At 71.2% G+C, this 21,432-nt stretch carries 22 protein-coding genes and 1 pseudogene; 8 read left to right on the forward strand and 15 right to left on the reverse strand.

Features of this window, described 5'->3' with window-relative positions:
• The first annotated feature begins 10 nt into the window (after positions 1-10).
• The 3 genes from AB0D01_RS21935 to AB0D01_RS21945 are packed head-to-tail and all read left to right on the forward strand — an operon-like array spanning position 11 to position 2,893.
• Entirely contained in the window at positions 11-1,180 is a 1,170-nt protein-coding gene (locus tag AB0D01_RS21935; protein ID WP_363057689.1) for a cupin domain-containing protein, read from the forward strand.
• Positions 1,177-2,073, forward strand: a complete 897-nt coding sequence (locus AB0D01_RS21940; protein ID WP_363057691.1) for an aldo/keto reductase — start codon at positions 1,177-1,179, stop codon at positions 2,071-2,073. Before AB0D01_RS21935 ends, AB0D01_RS21940 begins: the two co-directional genes overlap by 4 nt.
• Positions 2,057-2,893, forward strand: a complete 837-nt coding sequence (locus tag AB0D01_RS21945) for a hypothetical protein (RefSeq protein ID WP_363057693.1) — start codon at positions 2,057-2,059, stop codon at positions 2,891-2,893. Before AB0D01_RS21940 ends, AB0D01_RS21945 begins: the two co-directional genes overlap by 17 nt.
• Positions 2,894-3,409: 516 nt before the next feature.
• Here the strand turns inward: AB0D01_RS21945 and AB0D01_RS21950 are convergent.
• Positions 3,410-3,565, reverse strand: a pseudogene (locus AB0D01_RS21950) (transposase family protein); the annotation flags it as partial.
• Between the two features lie 182 nt (positions 3,566-3,747).
• Here AB0D01_RS21950 and AB0D01_RS21955 point away from each other — a divergent pair.
• A complete protein-coding gene (locus AB0D01_RS21955; protein WP_363057695.1) occupies positions 3,748-4,317 on the forward strand; it encodes a DUF6434 domain-containing protein in 570 nt (189 codons plus the stop codon).
• Positions 4,318-4,562: 245 nt separating this feature from the next.
• Here the strand turns inward: AB0D01_RS21955 and AB0D01_RS21960 are convergent, their stop codons facing one another.
• Positions 4,563-5,396 carry an NAD(P)H-binding protein gene (locus AB0D01_RS21960; RefSeq protein WP_363057697.1) on the reverse strand — a complete coding sequence of 278 codons (834 nt, stop codon included), beginning with the start codon at positions 5,394-5,396 and terminating at the stop codon, positions 4,563-4,565.
• A gap of 640 nt (positions 5,397-6,036) precedes the next feature.
• Here AB0D01_RS21960 and AB0D01_RS21965 point away from each other — a divergent pair.
• Positions 6,037-6,855 (forward strand): aminoglycoside phosphotransferase, encoded by an 819-nt coding sequence (locus tag AB0D01_RS21965; RefSeq protein WP_363057699.1) that lies wholly within the window; start codon positions 6,037-6,039, stop codon positions 6,853-6,855.
• Between the two features lie 222 nt (positions 6,856-7,077).
• Here AB0D01_RS21965 and AB0D01_RS21970 read toward each other — a convergent pair whose 3' ends face one another.
• The 9 genes from AB0D01_RS21970 to sigK all read right to left on the reverse strand — a co-directional run bounded on the left by AB0D01_RS21970 (position 7,078) and on the right by sigK (position 15,307).
• Positions 7,078-7,815, reverse strand: a complete 738-nt coding sequence (locus AB0D01_RS21970) for an alpha/beta fold hydrolase (RefSeq protein WP_363057701.1) — start codon at positions 7,813-7,815, stop codon at positions 7,078-7,080.
• Positions 7,812-8,639, reverse strand: a complete 828-nt coding sequence (locus AB0D01_RS21975) for a DUF1295 domain-containing protein (protein WP_363057702.1) — start codon at positions 8,637-8,639, stop codon at positions 7,812-7,814. The genes AB0D01_RS21970 and AB0D01_RS21975 overlap by 4 nt, the downstream gene beginning before the upstream one ends.
• The gene (locus AB0D01_RS21980; protein ID WP_363057704.1) at positions 8,636-9,922 is read right to left on the reverse strand and encodes a cyclopropane-fatty-acyl-phospholipid synthase family protein; all 1,287 of its coding nucleotides are present in this window, start codon (positions 9,920-9,922) and stop codon (positions 8,636-8,638) included. The genes AB0D01_RS21975 and AB0D01_RS21980 overlap by 4 nt, the downstream gene beginning before the upstream one ends.
• Complete coding sequence (locus AB0D01_RS21985; RefSeq protein WP_363057903.1) at positions 9,919-11,148, reverse strand: class I SAM-dependent methyltransferase; 1,230 nt, start codon at positions 11,146-11,148, stop codon at positions 9,919-9,921. Before AB0D01_RS21985 ends, AB0D01_RS21980 begins: the two co-directional genes overlap by 4 nt.
• A gap of 107 nt (positions 11,149-11,255) precedes the next feature.
• Entirely contained in the window at positions 11,256-11,960 is a 705-nt protein-coding gene (locus AB0D01_RS21990) for a DUF1365 domain-containing protein (RefSeq protein WP_363057904.1), read from the reverse strand.
• 80 nt (positions 11,961-12,040) lie between these two features.
• Positions 12,041-13,300, reverse strand: a complete 1,260-nt coding sequence (locus AB0D01_RS21995) for an FAD-dependent oxidoreductase (RefSeq protein ID WP_363057706.1) — start codon at positions 13,298-13,300, stop codon at positions 12,041-12,043.
• Positions 13,301-13,428: 128 nt separating this feature from the next.
• Positions 13,429-13,911 carry a peroxiredoxin gene (locus AB0D01_RS22000; protein ID WP_363057708.1) on the reverse strand — a complete coding sequence of 161 codons (483 nt, stop codon included), beginning with the start codon at positions 13,909-13,911 and terminating at the stop codon, positions 13,429-13,431.
• Between the two features lie 47 nt (positions 13,912-13,958).
• Positions 13,959-14,717: an anti-sigma factor gene (locus tag AB0D01_RS22005; RefSeq protein WP_363057710.1), complete on the reverse strand. Its 759-nt coding sequence runs from the start codon at positions 14,715-14,717 to the stop codon at positions 13,959-13,961.
• Positions 14,714-15,307 carry an ECF RNA polymerase sigma factor SigK gene (sigK, locus tag AB0D01_RS22010; protein WP_363057712.1) on the reverse strand — a complete coding sequence of 198 codons (594 nt, stop codon included), beginning with the start codon at positions 15,305-15,307 and terminating at the stop codon, positions 14,714-14,716. Before sigK ends, AB0D01_RS22005 begins: the two co-directional genes overlap by 4 nt.
• Positions 15,308-15,686: 379 nt before the next feature.
• On the opposite strand from sigK, the gene AB0D01_RS22015 reads away from it, so the two are divergent.
• Positions 15,687-15,926: a chaplin gene (locus tag AB0D01_RS22015; protein WP_363057714.1), complete on the forward strand. Its 240-nt coding sequence runs from the start codon at positions 15,687-15,689 to the stop codon at positions 15,924-15,926.
• Between the two features lie 185 nt (positions 15,927-16,111).
• Here AB0D01_RS22015 and AB0D01_RS22020 read toward each other — a convergent pair whose 3' ends face one another.
• On the reverse strand, positions 16,112-16,531 hold the full coding sequence (locus AB0D01_RS22020; RefSeq protein ID WP_363057716.1) for an ATP-binding protein: 420 nt from the start codon (positions 16,529-16,531) through the stop codon (positions 16,112-16,114).
• A 319-nt stretch (positions 16,532-16,850) separates the two neighbouring features.
• Between AB0D01_RS22020 and AB0D01_RS22025 the strand changes: the two genes are divergently transcribed.
• Together AB0D01_RS22025 and AB0D01_RS22030 are read left to right on the forward strand one after the other, a co-directional pair.
• Positions 16,851-17,315 carry a hypothetical protein gene (locus AB0D01_RS22025; RefSeq protein ID WP_363057717.1) on the forward strand — a complete coding sequence of 155 codons (465 nt, stop codon included), beginning with the start codon at positions 16,851-16,853 and terminating at the stop codon, positions 17,313-17,315.
• Between the two features lie 58 nt (positions 17,316-17,373).
• The gene (locus tag AB0D01_RS22030; RefSeq protein ID WP_363057719.1) at positions 17,374-18,024 is read left to right on the forward strand and encodes a fasciclin domain-containing protein; all 651 of its coding nucleotides are present in this window, start codon (positions 17,374-17,376) and stop codon (positions 18,022-18,024) included.
• Positions 18,025-18,193: 169 nt separating this feature from the next.
• Here the strand turns inward: AB0D01_RS22030 and AB0D01_RS22035 are convergent, their stop codons facing one another.
• The 3 genes from AB0D01_RS22035 to AB0D01_RS22045 form a co-directional block, all read right to left on the reverse strand.
• Positions 18,194-19,066 carry a DUF4394 domain-containing protein gene (locus tag AB0D01_RS22035; RefSeq protein WP_363057721.1) on the reverse strand — a complete coding sequence of 291 codons (873 nt, stop codon included), beginning with the start codon at positions 19,064-19,066 and terminating at the stop codon, positions 18,194-18,196.
• 289 nt (positions 19,067-19,355) lie between these two features.
• A complete protein-coding gene (locus AB0D01_RS22040) occupies positions 19,356-20,312 on the reverse strand; it encodes a sigma-70 family RNA polymerase sigma factor (RefSeq protein WP_363057723.1) in 957 nt (318 codons plus the stop codon).
• A 78-nt stretch (positions 20,313-20,390) separates the two neighbouring features.
• Positions 20,391-21,335: an ABC transporter permease gene (locus AB0D01_RS22045; protein ID WP_363057725.1), complete on the reverse strand. Its 945-nt coding sequence runs from the start codon at positions 21,333-21,335 to the stop codon at positions 20,391-20,393.
• Positions 21,336-21,432 lie beyond the last annotated feature (97 nt).

Raw genomic sequence — 21,432 nt, forward strand, 5'->3', positions numbered from 1 at the left:
AGTCGATCCCGTGACCACCTTCACTGAGGTGGTCGAGTGCCTCGGCGGGGACTTCCCCGCCGGGGCTTTCGGCCGCCGGCACCGTGTGTGGACCAACGTCGCCGACTTCTCCGGACTGCTGTCCTGGGACGACGTGAACGAGATCGTGGCCCGCGGCCGGCTCGAAGCCCCGCGCCTGCGTCTGCACCGCGACAGCGAACAGGTCCCCTGGCAGACCTACGCCACCCCCGTCACCACCAGGCGGAGCACGGTGTGGCAGCGGATCCAGCCGTCCCGGCTACACCAGCAGCTCAAGGACGGCGCGTCGCTCGTACTGGACGCTGTGGACGAGCTGCACGCCCCTGTCGAGGACCTCGCCCGGGACCTCGAAGCGATCTTCCGCTCGCACATCCAGGTCAACATGTACGCCTCGTGGACCGGTCGGGAAGGCTTCGGTACCCACTGGGACGACCACGACGTCGTGGTGGTCCAGCTGGAAGGGGCGAAGCGGTGGCGGATCTACGGCCCCACCCGCGTCAACCCGATGTACCGGGACATGGAGGCGCCCCAGCCGCCCGAGGGAGAGCCGCTCGCGGAGATCATGCTGCGGGCCGGAGACATGCTCTACCTGCCGCGCGGATGGTGGCACGCCGTGGCCGCCACCGAGGGCCGCTCCCTGCACCTGACGTGCGGGCTCCAGACCACGACCGGCGCCGACCTGATCGGCTGGCTCTCCCACCGGCTGCGGGGCTCCGAGACCGTTCGGGCCCACCTCCCCGCCTTCGGGAGCGTCGCCGAACAGGCCACATACCTCGAAACCCTCCGCAAGGAAGTGGCCGAGGCCCTGCACGACGGCGTGATCAGCGAGTACCTCGACCACCGCGATGCCACCGAACCCGGCCGCCCTACCCCCTACCTGCCCTACCTGGACGCCGTCCCCGCCGAGCCGGACCTCCGGGTGCGCCTGGTCACCGCGAGGGCCCGGACCACGACCAACACCGAGGGTCAGGTGGCGCTGCTGGCTGGCGGCGAACAGTGGACTTTCTCACCGGCCGCCGGCCCCGTCATCACCCCGCTGGTCGCCGGGGAAAGCCCCACCCTGGGCGACCTCGCCGAGGCCGCCGGACTGAGCGTCGAGCAGGTCGCCGCTCTCGTGACCGAGCTGGTCTCCGCAGACGTCGCCACGGTGATGAGCCGATGACCACCGAACTCGCCCTCGGCACCCACCACTGCGAGGACATTCCCCGGGCGGCGGCCCACGCTGTCGCCCGGGGGGCCTCCTGGATCGACACCGCCCCCAACTACCGCGCCGGATTGGCCCACCCCCAACTCGCCCCGGTCCTCGCCGAGCACCCGCAGGTCAAGGTGTCGACGAAGACGGGATTCTTCGGGAAGGACGAAGCCGCCGCAGCCGTTGCGGAGGGCATCCTCACCGAGCACCAGGCTCCCGCCGGCCACAGCCTCGCCCCCGAGTTCCTCCGTTGGCAGACAAACCGCTCCCTCGCCTGTCTGGGCCGCGCCGACATCGTGTTCGTCCACAACCCCGAGCACGCCCGCCTCGACCGCGCGCAGCTGCACCAGGGGCTCCGGGACGCCTTCGCAGTGCTGGAGGAGTACGCCCACGCCGGGCACATCGGCGCGTACGGGGTGGCCACCTGGTCCGGGCTCGACACCGCCGAGTTCAGCGTGACCGAACTCCTCACCCTCGCCCGCGAAGCCGCCGGAGGACAACATCACCTCCGCGCCGTACAGCTCCCCGTCTCCCTCGTCACGGCCCGGCCCATCAGCCTCGCCCTCGACGGCCGCGGCCCCCTCGTCCAGGCCCGCGCCGCCGGACTGGACGCATTCGCCTCCTCACCCCTTCACGGGGGACAGCTTCCCGGCCTGGTGACACCCGAACTCGCCGAACTGATCGAGGCCGGTCTCGCACCCACCCAGGCCGCCCTGCGCATCGTCGCGTCCACGCCAGGAGTGACGCGGGTTCTCCTCGGCACGCACAACCCGGCACACTGGGACGCCGCCCGGCAGACCCTCGCCCGGGATCCGCTGCCACCCTCGACCCTGCGGAAGGTACTCGATGTTCTCGGAACCTGACGAACCCACCGCGAGCAGGATGCGCACCGCCAGGACCACCGCCTGCACGGCTCTCGGTATCCAGGACCGTGCGGAGGATCCCATCTGGGGCTACGAGGGCCGCACCCTCTCCGGGCGGGTCACCAGCACCGACGGAGACGAGTGGCTGCGCATCGTCGGCGCCACCGAGGACCGTGCGAAGGGCAAGCTCTGGGACGGCCCCCGCACCGCCGAGGAGGCCCTCCCCGCGGCCGTTCCCCGTCCGGCCCTCCACCGCCTTCTCGACTGGACCGCCGACGGCTGGGGCTACCGCGCCGAACTGTACGAGCACACCCCGCTCGGCGTCGTCTCCCGCAGCCCCGTCCTGGAGCACGACGTCGACCTCCCGGAGCTCTGGTGGAGGGGACTGCCGCTCGCCCTGGACGCGCTTGCCGGCGTCGCCACCTTCCGGGAAGCCGTGCGCGAGGAGTACATCCGCCGCGTTGTCCCCGAGTTCACCGGTCACGCCGTCGGCGAGATCCAGTGGTCCACTGCCCACGGTGACTGCCACTGGGCCAACCTCGCCGGCCCCAAGCTGCTGATCCTCGACTGGGAAGGCTGGGGCACCGCCCCGGTCGGCTTCGACGCCGCCCTCCTGCACATCTACGCCCTCCAGACTCCGGACACCGCTGCCCGCGTCCGCCAAGCCCTCGCGCACGCCCTCGACGACCCGGCGGTGCACGTCGCCGAGCTGACCGTCTGCGCCCAGGTACTCCAGGCCGCCGATCGGACCCCGTTCTACGCCGCCCTTGCCGGGCCGGTCCGGCACTACCTCACAGCCCTCGAAAACAAGGCAGCATGATGGGCGGCCGGATCCCGCCGAAGGAGTACATCCAGAGAATCGCCAACGCGACGTCCTACGTGGGCTTCTCCTTCACCGACACCGCCGGCCGCCCCATTCAGATCCGCTCGGCCCACATGGCCGTGGACCTGACAGTGGCCGGGCCGGAACGTCGACCCCGGCGAAACCCCGTGTCCGGGTGGGGCGCCCTCCAGTCAACGCCCGCCACAGGGCGCTGAGACCGTGGCACTCACGTCCGGACGCTCTGGGGACAGGAAGCGACCCTGGAGAAACTCCGCGTCGACCAGCAGCTCGAAGAGGCCCATGGTCAGAGGTCCTGACCCGCTCCACCTCGCCAAGTCTTCAGGCTCGACGAGAAGACCGCGATGCGATACGCGGCCTTCGCACGGGCGTTGCTGGAGCAGGTCGCCGAGCAAATACCCGAGACCCGACAGCGGCCCTCTGCCATTCTGCTTGCCATGTCCGCACGAAATCGAAGACTGCCCCGGCACCGTGCCTGGCCACTCACCACCACAGGGTGCGGCCCGGCAGGGCGGGCGAGAGCCACAGCAGCCGGCCGCCGGAATCGGTGACGACCTGCACGTTCACGCCGTGGCGTCGGTGCTTGTGGGAGTAGTCGGCCCGGCCGTCGCCGACCCGGTCGCACGCGGCGAGCGTCCCGTCGAGCAGAACGAGGCCCCCGAGCAACGTGATTGAGACGTCAGACATCCCGATCAACAGCCCGGGGGCCTCGCCCGTTGCGCGTCACCGCCCATCACCCGAGCAGTGGCCAACTCGAAGAAGCTCACCGCGTCGCGGTTGGCCGCCGGTTCGTCTCGCGGAACGCTGGGCGCACCGCCCCCTATCATGGGAACATGAGTTCGAACGCGGGTGCTGCGGTGCGGCCGGAGCTGAGTGCGACGTTGAGCGGGGACGAGTTGGCCCGCTGGTACTGGACGCTGGCCGAGTTGACGGTGCTCGCCCGGGAGCTCGGAGTGCCGCGGGGTGGTGGGAAAGCGGCGCTGACGGAGCGGCTACGGGCCGCATTGGACGGCGTCGCCCCGCCGTCCTCGCCGCTCCGGACGCGCGGCGCAGGCCGTCAGCTCGCCGCGCCGGTGAACGGGTCCACCGTGATTCCCGAGGGCCAGCGGTGTAGTCAGGTGCTGCGCGAGTATTTGCGCCGCGAGATCGGCCCGGGTTTCCACTTTGACGCCCACATGCGGACGTTCGTTGCCGAAGGTGCAGGGCGTACCCTGGCCGACGCCGTCGCCCACTGGCACGCCACGCGCCAGACCGCTGCCCAGGTTCAGGAGATCGGCTCGCAGTTCGAGTTCAACCGCTTCCTGCGTGACTGGCATGCCGAGCATCCGGCCAGCGGGCGTATCGAAGCGCTCGCCGCCTGGCGTGCGCACCGCGACCAACCTCGTGGCCCGGCCGCAGGGTGACAGCCACAGCCACGCATGGGCGCCGAGTGTCTGGGAACCGAAATCCCGGCCGCGCGATCCTTCCGAGAAGGCCAAATCGTCTGAGAATGCGGCCGGACCGCATTCTCAAACCATCTGGCAGCCCTGCAGGTCAGAACCGCACCACCGGGCAACTGGAATGCGACAGGACATCTGTGGCTTTGGCAGTGTGGGTTGCCACGGGGTCTCCGTCGTGCCAGCGAATGCTCGGCACCCGTTTCGCTGTCCTACTCGGAGCCGGCGCTCCGGAATGTCTCGGCGTGCGCAGCGGCCCACTGCGCGAAGCTCCGGGGAGGGTGGCCGGTCACTCGCTCCACCGAAGAGGTCACATCGGCCACTGTGGTGGGCACCGTTGCCCACATGTGGAGCATGAAGTCGATGCCCTCCTCCGGCCATCCCTGAGCCCGCCACAGCTCGCGCGCCTGCATGTCCGTCAGGTGCGTGAAGTGGATCTCGCGGCCGGTTGCCGACGAGAGGGCGGCGGTCTTGTCGGCCGGGCTGAGTGCCTGGGGGCCGGTCAGGACGTAGCTATGACCGGCATGTCCGCCATCGGTCAGGATGGCGCTGATGACATCCGCGACGTCGGCCTCGTCCACCGAGGCGGTTCGCCGGTCGCCGTAGGGTTCACGGACCCGCCCCTCAGCGCGGATGGCGTCCGCCCACCCCAAGGTGTTGGCCATCAGGTCGACCGGCCACAGGAATGTCCACTCCAGACCGCTGCCACGCACCGCCCCGTCCAACTCCCGCCCGTCGCCCGGAGACAGGACCGTGATCCGGCGCACCCCTGCCTCGGCGGCCATCGTCATGATCTCGCCCCCGGTCCGCAACGGTGCGTGGCCTGCCCCCGTGGTGCCGAGCAGGTGCATGGCGCCGACGCCGTCCAGCGCCGCGGCCAGGGACGACGGCTGCTCCAGGTCGCCCTCCACCACCTCGACACCCCTCGGCAGCCGGGCGACGCCCCCATCGCGGGTCAGCACGCGGACCGTCCCGCCCGTGAGCAGCAACCGCTCCACGATGTGGCGGCCCAGGTTCCCCGTCCCGCCGGTCACCAGAATCGTCATTCGAAGCCCCCAAGTCGAGTTCCGCAGGCATCCCTGCCGAGAAGGCAACGCTAGAAGGCATCCAGGTCAGCACATGACCTACTTCCTGGGCCCGGGAGGTGATCGACGGGCAGGATGCCGCCTGCCGGAACAGGGCCTACTGGGCAGCCCCTGAGTCGGTGAAACCAATCCTGCTTCCCGTGCTGCTGGTGACAGTCGGCGTGCCGATGGCCAACCAAAGCCGCTGGTGACAACTGTCGTGCCTGGGCTCAGCCGGGAAGCCGATGCCGGTGGGCGGTGGCTTGCCCCTGGTCCTGCCGGCCTGGCGCTCGGGAGATCCGAGCGTCCGTGACGCCGGCCTGGGTTCCCTGGCCAGAAGGGCGTAGGGGGAGCGTTCAGGCTCACCCGGCCGCGACCTACCGAACACTGATGGTGGTCGGAGCGCGACAACCGGCCATTGCGGCCAACACCCGGCGCCGACCCTGTGTCAGCGGGTAACTTCGCCGCCATGCCGATCCCCGTGCTCGATCGCCGCCCGACGCCCGGGCCCACCTCCACACCCCCGCCCGGCCGACCGTCCACCGGCCCGCCCACCCGGCCGGACAAGAACCCACCGTTCCCGCCGAGCAACCCGCAACAACCCCCGCCCGGGCCCTGAGCCATGCGTGTCGACCGGATCCCGTTCGACGAGCTTCCCGAAGCGACCCGGCAGGCGATCGCCGACCGCCTCGGACCCGGCTGCCCGCGCGCCGAGGTGGAGAACGGCACCAGCTCCGCACTCGCCTCCCTCTTCTGGCCCTCGGAGTCGGACACGGAGATGGTGTTCGTCAAGGGGCTGCCGCTCGACCACGACCGGATCGGCGAGCTGAAGGCGGAGGCCGCCGTCAACCCGCACCTGCCCTCCATCGCGCCGAGGATGCTGTGGCGGCAGGAAGCAGGCAGCTGGCTCCTGGTCGCCTTCGAAGGCGCCAACGCCAGCGCGTGGTCCTGGTTCGGCGACGACAGCGACCATCTGGAGCCGATCGCCGCCGTCCTTCGCGAACTGAGTCGCTGGCCCGCCCCGAAGGGACTCCGGTTCACGCCGTGGGAGAGGTGGGGCGCGTACTGCGACCCGGCCGACGAGCCGCTGCTGACCGGAGACCGGCTCGTTCACGCCGACCCGGCCGCGTCCAACTTCATGGTCGAGCGCAGCGGGCGTGTATGGATGATCGACTGGGCATGGGCGATGCGCGGGCCCGCCTGGATCGACACCGCCCTGTGGGGAATGCGGCTCATCCTGGACGGAAAACAGACCCCCGAACAAGCCGCTGCCCGGGCGCGGACCGTCCCCGCGTTCGCGGCCGCCCCCCGCGAGGCCGTCGTCATCCTCACCGAGGCCGAAGCCCGATCCTGGGAAGCCTGGCAGGTGTCCGGGGCAACCGGACTCGAGGAGACGATCAACGCCGCCAGGGCCTGGGCCGGGTACTGGGCCACGCCCTGAACCCGAAGTGCACAGCCGGCCGCGTTGGCCGGTTCCACCGCACGGAACCTACTGCCGGCATGTCGGGCCGTGCCCACCGCAGGCTCAGGCACCTCGATGGAATGGCGATGTGGCCCGTCCGGCGGCCCCGGCACGTCCGTGCCGGGGCCGCAGAGTACCTGTTGGGTTCGGGGCCGATCCGACCTGCACAGCCCCCGTCACGGACACGTAGCCCGCCGGTGGTCAGGGGCGGGTCAGGGTGATGTCGGCGGCGTCGACCGGGGTGGTGCTCCAGGCGGTGGCGGTGTCCTGTGCGCTCCCGGATGGCTCTGTCAGGCCGAGTACGGCCGCGGCACAGGTTGTGGTGAGGCGGTGCCACAGGCGGGCGTCGCGGATCATGGCGTGGTGGCCTCGGGGCATGCGGATGCCGCGTACGCGGGCGCCGGCCGCGTGGGCGCGGGCGAGGTAGTTCCAGGTGTCCGTGGCGGAGGTGATCCGGTCGGCTTCGTCGTGGAGGGCCATGATCGTGCGGTCGGTGAGGTGGGCGGTCGGCTCGCCGGGCGGGCACCAGGGGGCGAGGGCGACAACGCCCCGGACCTGTGGGTCGTCGGCTGCGCGCAGTGCTGCTCTGGCGCCCATGGAGTGCCCGACGAGTACCACGGACACAGGTCCTGCGGCATTCCGTAGTTCCTTGAGTGCTTGTCTGGTGTCCTGGACGGGGTCCGCCCGGTGCCCGTTCCAGCCGCGTAGCCGGTAGCGGACGGGGGCGACCAGGACGTCCGCGAGCAGGGGGCTGCGGTTCATCACGCGGAGGAACGGGCGCATCCGCAGGCTTGGCAGGTTGAGAAGGGGCGGTGGCGTGAGGGAGTCGGCGCGGCCGCCGTGCAGGACCAGGATCGCCCCGGCCGCGGGAAGGAACGACGGCTGCGGCAGCTCCAGGGCACGGTGTCGGTGTGCGCCTTCGAAGGCGTCCTCGCTCATTTCGTGGCCGCCGGCTTGGCCGGAGTGCTCTTCGGGGGCATCGGCAGGAAGCCGCTGGTGCGTGCGGCGTATTCGGCGTAGCCGGGGCGGGTGGCCATGTGCTTCTCCAGGAGGCGTTTGCCGCTGCCGACGGTCAGCAGCAGGGTCATGAGGATCGGGGAGACGACAACGGCGAGGGCCGGCTGCCAGGCGGTGCAGGCAAGGAGGTAGAGGCCCCACCATACGAGGCTGTCCCCGAAGTAGTTGGGGTGTCGGGTCCATGCCCACAAGCCCTCGTCCATGATCCGTCCCCGGTTGGCGGGGTTCGCCTTGAAGCGGGCGAGCTGGTGGTCGCCGATGGTCTCGAAGGCGAGCCCTGCCGCCCACACCGCCATCGCGCAGTACGCCAGGAAGTCAACGGGTGCGGAGCTGTAGGAGGCTGCTTGTACGGGGAGGGAGATCAGCCAGACGAGGGCCGCCTGGCCGAGGTAGACGGTGCGGAGCGCGTAGAGCATCCGGTTGCCGGGGGCCTTGGCGAGGAGGGCGGTGTAGCGGGGGTCCTCGCCGTGGCCGCGGGAGCGGTGGGCGATGTGTGCGGCGAGCCGCAGCCCCCACAGGATGGTTGCCGCGGCGACGAGCGAGCGGCGGCCGTCGTCGCCGTGTCCGGCGGAGAGAAGCCAGGTGACGGCGGCGACGGTGGCGAAGGCGAGGCCCCAGGCGATGTCGACGACGCGGTGCAGGCGCAGGCGTACGGCGACGGCGAAGGTGGCGAGGAGGACGGTCGGTGCCGTCGCGGCGGTGGCGGCGAGGTTGACGCCGAGGGCGCCCCAGTTTGTGGCGCTCATGCCGGGCCGAGCGGGGTGTACCAGTCGGCGGGGGTGGCCGGCACGGCCGAGGTTCCTTCGCGGGTGGGTCGTACGGCGAGGATCTGGTCGACGCCCATACGGCGTTCGGCGAAGGCCAGTGACGCGCCGGCGAGGTAGAGGCGCCACACTCGGGCGGTCGTCGTTCCGACGAGGGCTTCGATGTCGTTCCAGCGCCGTTCGAGGGTGGTGCGCCAGGCGTCGATGGTGGTCGTGTAGTGCTCGCGGAGGGCTTCCACGGAGCGCGCTTCCAGGCCCGCGTCCTCCAGCAGGTCCACGGTGCGGCCGACGGGACGCATGTGCATGTCGGGGGCGATGTAGGTTTCGATGAAGGCGCCGCCGCCGGGCGCGTGCGCGCCGCGGGACATCTGCTGGATCAGGAGCCGGCCCGCCGGCCGCAGCACGTCGTGCAGCTTGGTCGCGAAGGCGGGGTATTCGGCGTCGCCGACGTGCTCGCCCATCTCGACGGCGGCCGCGGCGTCGTAGCCGCCTCCGTCGATGTCGCGCCAGTGCCGCAGCTGGACGTCCACGAGGTCGGCGACCCCTTCGCGTGCGGCGCGTTCGGTGACGTGGTCGTGCTGGGCGCGGGAGAGGGTGACGGCGGTGACGCGGGCTTTGTGTTCGCGCGCCGCGTGGACGGTGAGGGATCCCCAGCCGCAGCCCACGTCGAGGAGCCGGTCGCCGGCGCCGAGGCCCAGCTTGCGGCAGATCAGGTCGAGTTTGTCGCGCTGGGCGTCGGCCAGGGTGTAGGCGGGGTCGTCCGGCCGGGTCCAGTAGGCGCAGGAGTACGCCATCGTCTCGTCCAGCAGGAGGGAGTAGAAGTCGTTGGAGAGGTCGTAGTGGTGGCTGATCCCGGCGCGGTCCCGGGAGACGCTGTGCAGGCCGCCGGTCAGGCGGGCCCGCCCCTCGGGGCGCCTGGGGGGCGGACCTGCCGCGCCCAGGCGCGCGGCGAGGACAGCGGCCGAGGCCAGGGTTGTCCGGCCGGGGCGTGTCGAGGAGCGGTCGCGGACGCTGCGGCCCGCCTGGGAGAGGGCGTCGGCCAGGTCGCCTTCGACGTCCAGATCCGCGGTGATGTACGCCTCGGCCAGGCCGAGTTCGCCGGGCTGCCACATCAGGCGGCGCAGCGCCGCGGGTGAGCGGAGGATGACGAGGGGGGCGTTCGTGGGGCCTGCCTGGCTGCCGTCCCACGCGCGGATCCGGACGGGGAGGGGGCCGGGGACGAAGTGGCCGAGGAGCTGGGCGATGCGGTCGGCGGCGGGCTTCAACGGGGGGTTCCTTCGGTGAGCAGGAGCTGGCGGACGTCGAGGTAGTGGGAGCGGAATCCGGCTTCGGAGTAGGCGAGGTAGAACTCCCACATGCGGTGGAAGACCGGGTCGAAGCCGAGGCCGGTGACGGTCGGGCGGTTGGCGGTGAACCGTTCGCGCCACAGGCGCAGCGTCTCGGCGTAGTGGTCGGCGAATCCGTCGTCGGCGACCGTGCGCAGGCCGGCGGCGGTGGAGTGTTCGGTGATGGCCTCGCGGGAGGGGATCAGGCCGCCGGGGAAGACGTACTTGCTGATGAAGGTGTGGGTGGCGGCGGTGTGGAGCATCTGTCGGTGGCCCATGGTGATGGCCTGCAGGGCGATCCGGCCGCCGGGGGCGAGCGCACGGCGCAGGGCGTTGAAGTAGGCGGGCCAGTAGGCGGCGCCGACCGCTTCGATCATCTCGACGCTGATCACGGCGTCGTACCGGCCTTCGATGTCGCGGTAGTCGCGCAGCTGGACGTCCACCCGCTCGGCGAGTCCGGCCGCCGCGATCCGCTCGCGGGCCAGGGCGGCCTGCTCGGCGGAGAGGGTCAGGGTGGTGACGCGGGCGCCGCGGGCGGCGGCTCGCAGGGCGAGTTCGCCCCAGCCGGTGCCGATCTCCAGCAGTCGTGTGCCCGCGCCGACCCGGGCGAGGTCCAGGAGCCGGTCGATCTTGCGGTGCTGGGCGGCCTCCAGGGATTCGGGTCGGGCGGGGAAGGCGGTGAAGACGGCGGAGGAGTAGGTGAGGGTGGGGTCCAGGAACGCGGCGAACAGGTCGTTGGACAGGTCGTAGTGGCGCCGGATGTTGCTCCGGGCCCCATCGCGGGTGTTGCGGTCGGTGGTGGGGCGGGCGCTGACCCACAGGCCGCGAAGCCGCCGCAGCACAGCGGGGACCAGCTCGTCGACGTGCCGTGCGAGGACGGTCAGGACGCCGGCCAGGTCCTCGCTGTCCCACTCGCCGGCCATGTAGGACTCGCCGAAGCCGATCAGCCCGTCGCGGCCGATGCGTCGGTGGAACGCGTCGGGGTCGTGCAGGGTCAGCCGCGGCCCGGCCGTGTTCGGGTGGGCGCGTCCGGTCCGCGCGGTCAGGTCCAGCCGGTTCAGGGCGCGGTTCACCAGCATCCGGGCGAGGGCGGTACGTGCCGGAGCGGCGGAAGGCAGCCGGGCCACGTCCGGCCATCGGTCGACGTCCGCGTGCTCACCGCTGATGGTCGGCGAGGCGCCTGCGGGCCGGCCGGCCGGGATCCCCTGGGAAGGGAGCTCGAAGGTGCGGCCCTCGGGCTGGGGGCCGGGGTGCGAGGTGAGGGCTGGGCGGGTCACGGCGTCATGCCTTTCTGCGGGGTGGTGCGGGGGCGGGGGTGTACGGGCAGACCGCGCAGCAGGAGGTGGATGCCGTGGCGGCGGATGCCGGCCCAGACGGCGGCGGTGGACCACGGTCGGCGGGCGGCGGCGGACAGCAGGGCGGCGGCCGTGGCGGGCCGGCGGCGGCCGCGGACGACCGCGGTGAAGGCGCGGCCCTCCTCGTGCTCCAGGTGTACGGTCAGCGCCAGCCGTTCGCCGGGCAGCGGCAGCCGCATCCGGTAGCGGCCTTCGACGGCGAAGAACGGCGAGACGTGGAACTCCTTGTCCACCTCCGCCTCGCCGCAGCGGTCCGGGCGCAGCAGGTAGCAGTGGCGCTGCCCGTAGGTGTTGTGGACCTCGGCCACCACGCACACGAAGGTGCCGGAGCGGTCGTGGCACCAGTACACGCTGAGCGGGTTGAAGACGAACCCGAAGACGCGGGCGTGCGCCAGCATGGTCACGTGCCCGCCGTCCAGGTCGACGCCGTGGCCGGCGAGGAAGGCTTCGAGTCCGGCACGGATGGTGGCGAAGTCGCCGGTGAAGTGGTCGCGGGCGTCGAAGCGGGCGAGCGGGCGCACCGGGCGGGGCAGGACGGGCAGCCGGTCGAGGTCCACGCACCACAGGTAGGTGCGGTGCCGGAAGGCATGGCGCAGCGGTGTGGTGCGGGTGTGGGTGATCACGCACTGGTAGAGCGCCGCGGCGGGCGCCCCCGGTTCGGGTGAGGCGGCTTTCGTGTACGGCGTGGGGTGGGCGGTTCCGGTCACCAGCGCACTCCCAGGGATCGGGCGGCCTCCGCGCCGGAGCGGCAGCCGTCCTCGTGGAAGCCCCAGCCGTGCCAGGCGCCCGCGTACGCGGTCACCTTGTCGTTCAGGCGCGGCAACTGCTTCTGCGCTGCGACGGAGGCGGGGGTGTAGACCGGGTGTTCGTAGACCATCCGCTCCACCACTCGGTCGGCGGCGATGCCGTCCTGGCCGCCCAGGGTGACGACGTAGTCCGCGCCGTCGGGCAGGTGCTGCAGGCGCCGCATGTCGTAGCTGACGCGGACGGGCTCCGTGGAGGGGTCGCAGCCCGTCATGCGGTAGTTCCAGGAGGCGCGGGCGCGGGGCGAGCGCGGCAGGACGGCGGGGTCGGTGTGCAGCACGGTGGGGTTGCGCAAGTACGTGAACGCGCCCAGAAGCCGCTGCTCGTCCTCGGTCGGGTCCGCGAGCAAGCGCAGCGCATGATCGGGGTGCGTGGCGATGACGACGGCGTCGAAGCCCTCGGTGCCGTGGTCCTTGGTGGTGACCAGCGCGCCCCGGCCGGTGCGGCGGACGGCGTCGACGGGGCTGGAGGTGCGGATGCGCTGGATGTGCTTGGCGGCAGCGGTGACGTAGGCGGCGGAGCCACCGGTGACGGTTTTCCACTGTGGGGAGCCCGTCACGGACAGCAGACCGTGGTGGTGCAGGAAGGTGAACAGGTGGGCGGCCGGATAGGACAGGGCCGTCTGCGCGGGACAGGACCACACCGCCCCGACCAGCGGCAGGGCGAAATGGCTGACGAAGTAGGGGGAGAACCCGCCCTCGCGCAGGAAGTCCCCGAAGATGACGCCCGGATGGGTTCCGCGTGCCAACAGGCGTCGGGCGCCGCGGTGGAAGACCGGTACCTCGGCCAGCAGTCGCAGATGGCGCCCCCGCAGCGCGGCCCGGGACGCGAACAGGGCGGCCGGGCCGCGGGCGCCCGCGTACTCCAGGCCGCAGCCGTCGCAGCTCACCGACATGCTCATCTCGGCGTCCTGCGTGCCGATCCCGAGTTCTTCGAAGAGCCGCAGCAGGGTGGGGTAGGTGCGTTCGTTGTGGACGATGAAACCGGAGTCCACCGCCACCGTCCGTCCGCCGGCGGCCGGCAGGTCGCGGGTGTGGGCGTGACCGCCGAGCCGTCCGTCCGCCTCGTACAGGGTGACCTGATACGAGCGGGCGAGGATGTAGGCGGCGGTCAGGCCCGCCACCCCCGAGCCGATGACCGCCACTGTCCGGTCTTGCACCACAACCGCTCCCGCCACTCGACACGCCGCCAGGCTGCTGCGTTTCACTCGTACTTCGCAGCGACCCGGCGATCGGATTGGAGGAGATCCACGAGCAGCGAGGTGCCCGGGGGAAGCGTTGCGTGGGTTCAGACCGGCAGTCGGGCGAGCTGTGCGGTCAGGGTGGTGGCGGGCGGGTAGGTGGCGCCCACGGCGGTGACGTGCTTCCAGTGCAGGCGGCCGGTGGCGGTGAGGATGAACACCGCCCGGCGCAGCCCGATCAGTGGTGCCGTGATTCCGAAGGCCCTCGCCACGGTGCGCCCGTGGTCGGAAAGCAGGGGCATGCGCAGATTCCGGTCGCGGGCGAACTTCTCGTGGCTGTCGAGCCCTTGCGGGCTGATTCCCCACACCGTGGCCCCGGCGGCCTCAAGATCGCTCAGGCCGTCGGAGTAGGAGCACAGCTGCGCGGTGCACACGGGGGTGTCGTCGCCGGGGTAGAAGGCGAGGACGAGGGGCTTGCCGCGCTGTTCGGACAAGGCGTAGTCGCGCCGGTTGAAGGTTTCGCCGTCCAGGCGCCCGCCGGGCAACCGGAAGTCGCCGACGGTGTCCCCGATCTTTGGGGTGTGGGCCATGTGGGATCTCGACTCGTTGCTCGGTGCGGGCGTTCGGGGTGGGTGTGTCAGGTGGGAAGGGTCATCAGGAGCAGGGGGTCGGTGGTGGGCCGGGGGGAGCCTCCGGCGGGTTCGAGGGTGAGCCCGACGGCGCCGGCGTCGGCGGGGTTCCCGGTGAGGATGACGGTGCCGTCGTGTTCGATGAGACCGGCGGGGCGCATGGTGCCGTCGTGGTCGAGCCACAACTGGTAGGTCTTGCCCGTTCCCGGGGCGGGGAGGTTGGCGGCGGTGAAGACGGCCTTGTTCTGCCGGTCGGAGGCGACGACGGTGGTCAGGGCGCCGTTGGCGGCCTTGCCGTGAACGGTGCGCGCATCGGGTGCCGCCAGAACCGTGCTGATCGTGTCGAGCTGCTGCTGAGTCTGGCGGGCCTGTGCCTTGAGGTCCTGGCCGTTGTGCGTCTGCCACACGGCGATGCCGCCGAGTACCGCGGCGGCCACGCCGGCGGCCAGCGCCAAGGGCACGGCTCGGCGGCTCAGAAGGCCGCCGACCGCGGGCGCGGGCGTGATGGCTCGGGTGGCGGGTACGCGGGGCGGTAGTTGGCGCACTTCGTTGATGGCGGCCATGACCTGTGCTTTGGCCGAAGCGGGGGGTGGCTGGGAGACGGCTGCGGCCAGGCGTGCCGCGGTGGCCTCGAATTCGGCGGCTTCCTGCCGGCAGGCCTCACAGCCTCGGAGGTGGGCGTCGAAGTCCTGGCGTTCGTCTTCGTCGAGGGCGCCGAGGGCGTGGGCGGCGGCGAGGGTGTGGGCGTCGGTGGTGTGGTGTTTCATGTGGTCACCCCCATGCAGTCGCGGAGCCGGATGAGCCCGTCGCGCATGCGTGTCTTGATGGTCGGCAGTGGTGTGCGCAGGGCTTCGGCGACCTCACGGTAGGTCAGCCCCCGGTAGTAGGCCAAGGTCACGGCCTGACGCTGGAGTTCGGTCAGGCCGCGCAGGCAGCGACGTACCTGCTCGGCATCCAGGCGGGTCTCGACCTGCTCGGCGACCTCGTCGAAGGCGGGGGTGTGCTCGCGGGCCGCCCGGGCGTGCTCGCGATCGGTCGCGGCCTGGGCGGACCGGACGCGGTCCACCGCCCTGCGGTGCGCGATCGTCGCCGCCCACGTCCTGACGGAGGCGGACTCGGGGCGGTAGCGGGCGGCCTGCCGCCACAGGTCGATCATCACCTCCTGCGCGACCTCCTCGGACTGCGCCCGGTCGCGTACGACCTTGAGCACGATCCCGAAGACCAGAGGCGAGAGAGCGTCGTAGAGGACGGCGAAGGCCTGCTTGTCGCCGTGGGCGACCTTCTGCATGACCTCGACCAGCTCACCTTGGCCATGATCGCCGGAGCTGTTGCCTCGGAAGGGAATCGGTTGGTTCACGTGTGCCGCTCCGGCCGGGGTGAGCGGGCGAGAAGGCGGCCTGGGTCGGCCGTAGTGGGGCGGGGCGTCCATCGCATGCCGGTCCTCGTGTCGTCGCTCGTACGGTGCCGAACCATTCCGGGGACGGTCCGGCCCTGAAAGTTTGGGCCTGTGTTCGTCTGTCCTTCGTAGCCGAACGGCTTGCGGATGGGCGATCACTTCGTCAACCGCGCGGATCGCGTTGAGCCGTTGGAGGGAACCTGGCAGCTTGCGCCAAGCCGCGGCCAGCGCGGCCGCGAAGACGGCGTGTGGGAGGAGCCCGTAGGCGTTCGCGAGGCTTCCTCACCGGCCGCGCGGGACCTCCGCGCGGCCGCGCACCCTCAACGGGAGGTACAGAGAAATGGTTCGTGTGCGACGAGGTCTGGCCGTGGCCCTCGCGGCCGGCGCGGTCGTGGTGGCCGGTGCTTCGGTGGCGTCCGCCGACGCGGGCGCGCAGGGCGTGGCGGCGGGCTCGCCGGGCGTGGGCTCCGGCAACCTCATCCAGGTGCCCGTCCACATCCCGATCAACGTCTGCGGCAACACCGTCAGCGTCATCGGCCTGCTGAACCCGTCCTTCGGCAACACCTGCGTCAACGCCTGACCGCCTGCGACGGGAACAGCTCCGGTCCGGCGCCGTCACGACGGGGAGGCGCCGGCCGGTGACCCGATGGGGCCCCGGAGCCGACGAGGTCCTGGGGGGGGACGCGTCGCATTGACCGACCCGGCGGGTCGGCTGCGGGTGGCTGACCGGCACAGCCACCCGCAGCATTCGCACGTCGGCGTGACCTACCAGGTGAGGACGGCGATGACCTGCTTGCCGCCGGCCGAGCGGCTCACAAAGAGGTCGGCGCCGAGCGCCTGGACGATCTCCAGTCCGCGGCCTCCCGAGGCGACCTGCCGACCGCCGCCCGTGCGAGCTTGGTGTTCGGGCAGGTCGGCCGAACCGTCACTGACCGCGATGCCCGCCCGCCCTGCCTCCAGGCTGACGATGAGCGCATAGGGGCCCTGGGCGTGCACGACCGCGTTGGTGACCAGCTCGGAGACGATGAGCACGAGGTCATCGACGACCGCGCCCGGGCAGGAAGCCGTCGCCCGAGCCGGCAGTCCTGTCACGGTCTGTCGCGCCTGTCGGGCGGCCTCCGCGTCAGACGAGAGCTGAATGTGCAGCGTGGCCGGACACCCCCACGAAGCGACGACGGTGTCCATGACCATTCCTCACGGTTGGCGGTATCCGTCTCCGGAAACCGGGCTGGAGGGGAACGGGATTGGCGGGATTGGGGTGTCGGCGGTCCCGGAACCCGACGGCGGTCTACCGGCGATCACTGGATACGCCGCTCATGCCGGGTTCGCTCTGTCCCGGTCGCCGATCATCACAGCCGGCGCCGGCCACGCTCCTCGTGGCCGAGACACCCAGCACCCGGTGTGCTGCCGGGCGCGTCAGAAACCTCACGTGAAGGATTCGAGACGAGTTGGCGCGGCTCACTCTTTCGAGGGTCTGACCAATCCGCCGAACAGACGCCGCCGAATGGCGGGTGTGAGCAGCTTCAGCGACACCTTCTCCCGCGCCGCACGGGGCGCACTGACCGGCCTCCTGGCCGCGTTCACTGCGCTCGCGGTGGCAAAGCTGGTCGCCGGTCTGGTGCGTCCCGCGACCGGGCCGGTGACCGTGGTGGGTGGCGCTGTCACGGACCGGACTCGGGCCGTGGTCAAGGACTTCGCGATCAGCACGTTCGGCGAGAACGACAAGGCGGTTCTCCGGCTCGGCATCCTCATGGTTCTCGCCGACCTCGCCCGCCAGGCGGGCGTCGACACCTGGCGCCAGTGGTCCTACCCCTGGCAGGCGACCCCCGGCGGCCACACGATCACCGTCCGCGCCACCGACGGCACCCGGACGGTGCAGACCGAACAGCGCACGCGGACCATCCCCGACGGTGCGAGCGGCCGGCACAGCGTGTTCGTCACCGTCCCCCAGACCACCGGAACGGCCTGAACGCCGACTCCGGCACCAACCAACACCACCAAAGCAGCACTTCACGGAGTGGAAGATCATGAACAGCCTGAAGATCCGCCGTACCGCCATCGCCGTCACCGCCGCGGCCCTGCTGCCGCTCTCCCTGGCCGCGTGCTCCGACTCCGGCGGCGACACCAAGGCCGCCCCCTCGGCGGCCTCCGGTGACGAGGCCAAGACCGGTGGCGCCACCCCCTCGGGCGACTCCATGACCGGCGACCAGCCCTTCGGCGCGGCCTGCGCGGGCGTGCCCAAGGAGGGCGCCGGCTCCTTCGACGGCATGGCCAAGGACCCGGTCGCCACGGCCGCCTCCAACAACCCGGCCCTGTCCACCCTGGTCACCGCGGTCAAGCAGGCCGGCCTCGTCGACACCCTCAACAACGCCAAGGACCTCACCGTCTTCGCCCCGACCAACGACGCCTTCGCCAAGATCCCGAAGGCCGACCTCGACAAGGTCCTCGCCGACAAGGCCACCCTCACCAAGATCCTGACCTACCACGTCGTCGGCCAGAAGCTCACCCCCCAACAGCTGGAGAACGGCAGCTTCGAAACCCTCCAGAAGGGCATGGTCACCACCACCGGCTCCGGCGAGGCCTACAAGGTCAACGACACGTCCAACGTGGTCTGCGGCAACGTCAAGACCGCCAACGCCAACGTCTACATCGTCGACACCGTCCTCATGCCCAAGTAGCCCTTACAGAGAGCCGGTTACCTCATCATCGACGGCCCCGCACCCTTCCTCCGAGGAATGCGGGGCCGCTCGGCGTGGCCCTCCCTATCAAGTGGATCGGCCGGCCGGTCCGGCCCCGCGCGATGGTCTCCCGTCGAGACCGGGTGCGCAGGGCCGGGGTCAAATGTCGCTACTTCTGGTTGATGGGCAGAGCCAGGTCGGTGACCCGGTACTTGCCGGGGAAGCCGCCCTTGTCGGTGACCTTTCCGGTCAGTACGTCGACCGCGTAGAGGCGGTAGGCGCCCCTGTCGTTGCCGATGGAGGCGAAGCCGTGGTTGGTGCCCGCGGCCAGGTCGTAGTGGATGTCGAATCCGGCATCGAGGTCTGCGTCGACGCCGAGGTTGCCCGTCGGGGCGAGAGTGCCGGCGTTCGCCGGGGACTGCAGGGAGATCCGGTCGGCCATCGTGTCGAGGTCGAACAACGTCGTCGCGGTGGCGGCGTTCAGGTCGTTGTTGGTGTACGCGGCGCCGGTGACACCCATGGCGGTCGACGGCGGCGTGGTCGGGTTGGTCAAGGTGCCATCGACGGTGGTGGTCCGCGGGGCCGTCTGGTCGTCGATGTTGTGGCGCAGGTTCTGGCCGGTGTCGGAAATGACCCGCAGCCGGTTGGCGACGGGGTTGAAATCGACCCCGAACGCGGTTCCGGCCAGCGCGACGGTCAGCTGTGACACCTTCACCGCCTTGGCGTCAGTGGTGCTCAGGGTGTAGACGCCGCCCTGGTCGCCGACGCCGTAGAGCTTCTCGTTCTGGACACGGAAGTCGATGCCGACAAGCTTGGTGTCGCCGGACAGACCAGAGACCCTGCCCAGCGACCAGGTCTTGGACGGCCTGTCGACGTCGAACTCGACCAGACGCTGGTCGCCGGTGAGCCCGATCGCGCGGAGAGCCTTGTGATCGTGGGCGGGCAGGGTCTGCGGCGGAGTGTCGGACGCGGCAAGGGCAGGTGCCGCGCACAGGGCGGCCAGCATGGTGGCGGACGCCGCGATCATGGTGCGGTTTCGCATGATTACTCCCTACAAGGACGCCTCGGGCAGGGTGTCCGATGGCTTGTTGGGAGTTCGTCGCCGTCACCGCTACGGACGGGACTGCGGCGTGAACGCCACCCGCTCGGCCCAAGCAGCCCGCGAATCGCTGGTCCAGCCGGGTGGCCATCATCCCCGCGCCGGCCGTGATCCTCCTCGTCTCCGCCGTCAAGCTCGCCCGTCACGGCTGAGCAGCCGCGGGTGCCTCCCATCTCGTGAACACCGAGTCCGGCCCGATCCCGGCACCTCGGCCTGGCCGAGGGCAGCTGGGTCACCACTGGGCGATGAGCGGAGCGTCCGGTTCGTGCTGCCGCCAGGCTTCAGTGAGACGGGCGAGGCGGGTGGGGGCGGCGATGCCGTGCATGGTTGCGATCTTGCCGTGGATGATGTCGAACATCGTGGAACCGACGACCTGGTCGCCGACCACGAAGAGGATGGCGGGAGCGCCGTTGACGAGCGCGTAGTGGATGGCCGGCGTGCCACCGGCCAGTCGCCGCTTCGCGTCCGTGGGCTTGAAGCCGACCCGTACGACGGCGGCGATGCGGTGCGGGGTGTCGTACCGCATCAGGGTCGTGGCCAGGCCGCCGGCGCCGTCGGAGACCGCGGTCGCGTCGTCGGTGAGCAGTGCCACCAGCCGTTCGGTGCGGCCTGAGGTGGCGGCGGCGAGGAATTCCTCGACGATCCTGCGGGCGGAGGCGGGGTCGACTTCGGTGCCACCGCTGCGGGCGGCGGTGATGCGACGCCGGGCCCGGTGGAGGTGCTGCTGGCTCGTGGACTCGGTGATGTCGAGGATTTCGGCGACTTCGGCGTGACCGTAGGCGAACGCCTCGCGCAGGACGTAGACGGCCCGTTCGACGGGGGACAGGCGCTCCATGAGCGTCAGCAGGGCAAGGGAGACCGATTCCCGCTGCTCGAACGTGTCGGCCGGGCCGAGCATCGGGTCGCCGTCGAGGAGCGGTTCGGGCAGCCAGGCACCGGCGGTGCGTTCGCGGCGGGCTTGTGCCGAGCGGAGCCGGTCCAGGCACAGGTTGGTGACGACCTTGGTCAGCCACGCCTCCGGTACCTTGATCCGCTGCCGGTCCGCGGCCTGCCAGTGCAAGAACGCGTCCTGTACCGCGTCTTCGGCGTCGGTTGCGGAGCCCAGCAGCCGGTACGCCAGCGAGGCCAGCCGGCCGCGGCCGGCCTCGAAGCGGCTTGTGTCGAAGAGATCCGCGGCGGTGCTGTCCATGCGGGCCACCCTAAGACGCTCCGTTTCTCGTATTGCGGGCACCTCCCGCAGTCGGCAGGTGCTGTGGGGGTCAGACGGTCACGGGCAGGGCCGGCCGTGCTGCGGGGTCTGCGGCCGTCGCGGTGGCGCCGTGGCCGGCGAAGAAGCGGTGGAGCGCAGCAGCCGGCCGCCGGCCCCGGGCGGCAGCAGTTGGCCGAGGGTGCCGGACCAGCCGGGCAGCATCTCGGGTGCGGTCGCGGTGCCCGAGAGGGGGTTGCCCTTGAGCATCATGGTGGCGGTGCCGAGGCCGAATCCGGCGTACCCGAGCAGCGACTCGAGACCCATGATGGTCAGCGAGGTGGCCGCGATGGTCAGGGCGACGGCGCCGGAGTCGGCCCAGTGGGAACCGTCGAGTGAGCCGAGCCAGAACTGCAGGATCGCTGCAGCGGCAAGTCCGCCGGTGAGGGCGAAGGAGAGTGCTCCGGTGACGCGGTGGACGCTGCCGTGGACGAGCCTGGTCAGCAGCAGGGCGGCGAGCAGGCCGCCCATGACCAGCGGTAGGGCTCCGGCGGCCGGTCCGGCGCCGCGCGGGTCGGCGGCCGGCAGCGGTACGAGGTCGCGGGCGGCGACAACGGTACCGGGTCCCGGGGCCTGGCTGAGGCCGGTCGCGATGGTGTTCAGGGTCTGGGCGACGGCGGTACTCCCGGCTGATGCGGTGATCACCTGTGGGGTGCCGGAGCTCAGGTCGATCGCCCCGTACACCTTGCGGTCGCGGATCAGCTGTTCGGCGGCGGCGGTGTCGGCGACCTCGGTGACCTTGAAGCCGTTGGGAAGCCGTTGGTCGAGTACGGGAGTGATCCGCTTGACGGTGGCAGCGGGCCCGGCGACGGCGATCGGCACGTCATGCACCGATGAGCGCACCGACGGCCAGGCGAAGGCGATGAGCAGCAGGCTGATGGTCACCGTGAGCAAGGCGACCGCCCTGACCACTGAGGGCCAGGGGGAGGGCGACACGTCGGCTGCGGCCGCGGCCCGTGCGGACATGGCTTCTCCTTCGGAGGAGGGAGTTCATCACCGGGAAGCAGGGTTTCGGATGCCACGCCGGAACACGGCCCGAACCCGGGTGGATCGCCGTATCGAC

Source organism: Streptomyces sp. NPDC048606 (assembly GCF_040650855.1).
Lineage (GTDB): Bacteria > Actinomycetota > Actinomycetes > Streptomycetales > Streptomycetaceae > Streptomyces.

Coding starts and splice junctions, on each gene's coding strand:
- AB0D01_RS22015 (WP_363057714.1), top strand. CDS start 15,687: ATGGTTCGTGTGCGACGAGGTCTGGCCGTGGCCCTCGCGGCCGGCGCG.
- AB0D01_RS21965 (WP_363057699.1), top strand. CDS start 6,037: ATGCGTGTCGACCGGATCCCGTTCGACGAGCTTCCCGAAGCGACCCGG.
- AB0D01_RS21940 (WP_363057691.1), top strand. CDS start 1,177: ATGACCACCGAACTCGCCCTCGGCACCCACCACTGCGAGGACATTCCC.
- AB0D01_RS21955 (WP_363057695.1), top strand. CDS start 3,748: ATGAGTTCGAACGCGGGTGCTGCGGTGCGGCCGGAGCTGAGTGCGACG.
- AB0D01_RS22005 (WP_363057710.1), bottom strand. CDS start 14,717: ATGAAACACCACACCACCGACGCCCACACCCTCGCCGCCGCCCACGCC.
- AB0D01_RS22025 (WP_363057717.1), top strand. CDS start 16,851: ATGGCGGGTGTGAGCAGCTTCAGCGACACCTTCTCCCGCGCCGCACGG.
- AB0D01_RS22035 (WP_363057721.1), bottom strand. CDS start 19,066: ATGCGAAACCGCACCATGATCGCGGCGTCCGCCACCATGCTGGCCGCC.
- AB0D01_RS21975 (WP_363057702.1), bottom strand. CDS start 8,639: ATGAGCGCCACAAACTGGGGCGCCCTCGGCGTCAACCTCGCCGCCACC.
- AB0D01_RS22045 (WP_363057725.1), bottom strand. CDS start 21,335: ATGTCCGCACGGGCCGCGGCCGCAGCCGACGTGTCGCCCTCCCCCTGG.
- AB0D01_RS22040 (WP_363057723.1), bottom strand. CDS start 20,312: ATGGACAGCACCGCCGCGGATCTCTTCGACACAAGCCGCTTCGAGGCC.
- AB0D01_RS22030 (WP_363057719.1), top strand. CDS start 17,374: ATGAACAGCCTGAAGATCCGCCGTACCGCCATCGCCGTCACCGCCGCG.
- AB0D01_RS22020 (WP_363057716.1), bottom strand. CDS start 16,531: ATGGACACCGTCGTCGCTTCGTGGGGGTGTCCGGCCACGCTGCACATT.
- AB0D01_RS21945 (WP_363057693.1), top strand. CDS start 2,057: ATGTTCTCGGAACCTGACGAACCCACCGCGAGCAGGATGCGCACCGCC.
- AB0D01_RS21960 (WP_363057697.1), bottom strand. CDS start 5,396: ATGACGATTCTGGTGACCGGCGGGACGGGGAACCTGGGCCGCCACATC.
- AB0D01_RS22000 (WP_363057708.1), bottom strand. CDS start 13,911: ATGGCCCACACCCCAAAGATCGGGGACACCGTCGGCGACTTCCGGTTG.
- AB0D01_RS21970 (WP_363057701.1), bottom strand. CDS start 7,815: ATGAGCGAGGACGCCTTCGAAGGCGCACACCGACACCGTGCCCTGGAG.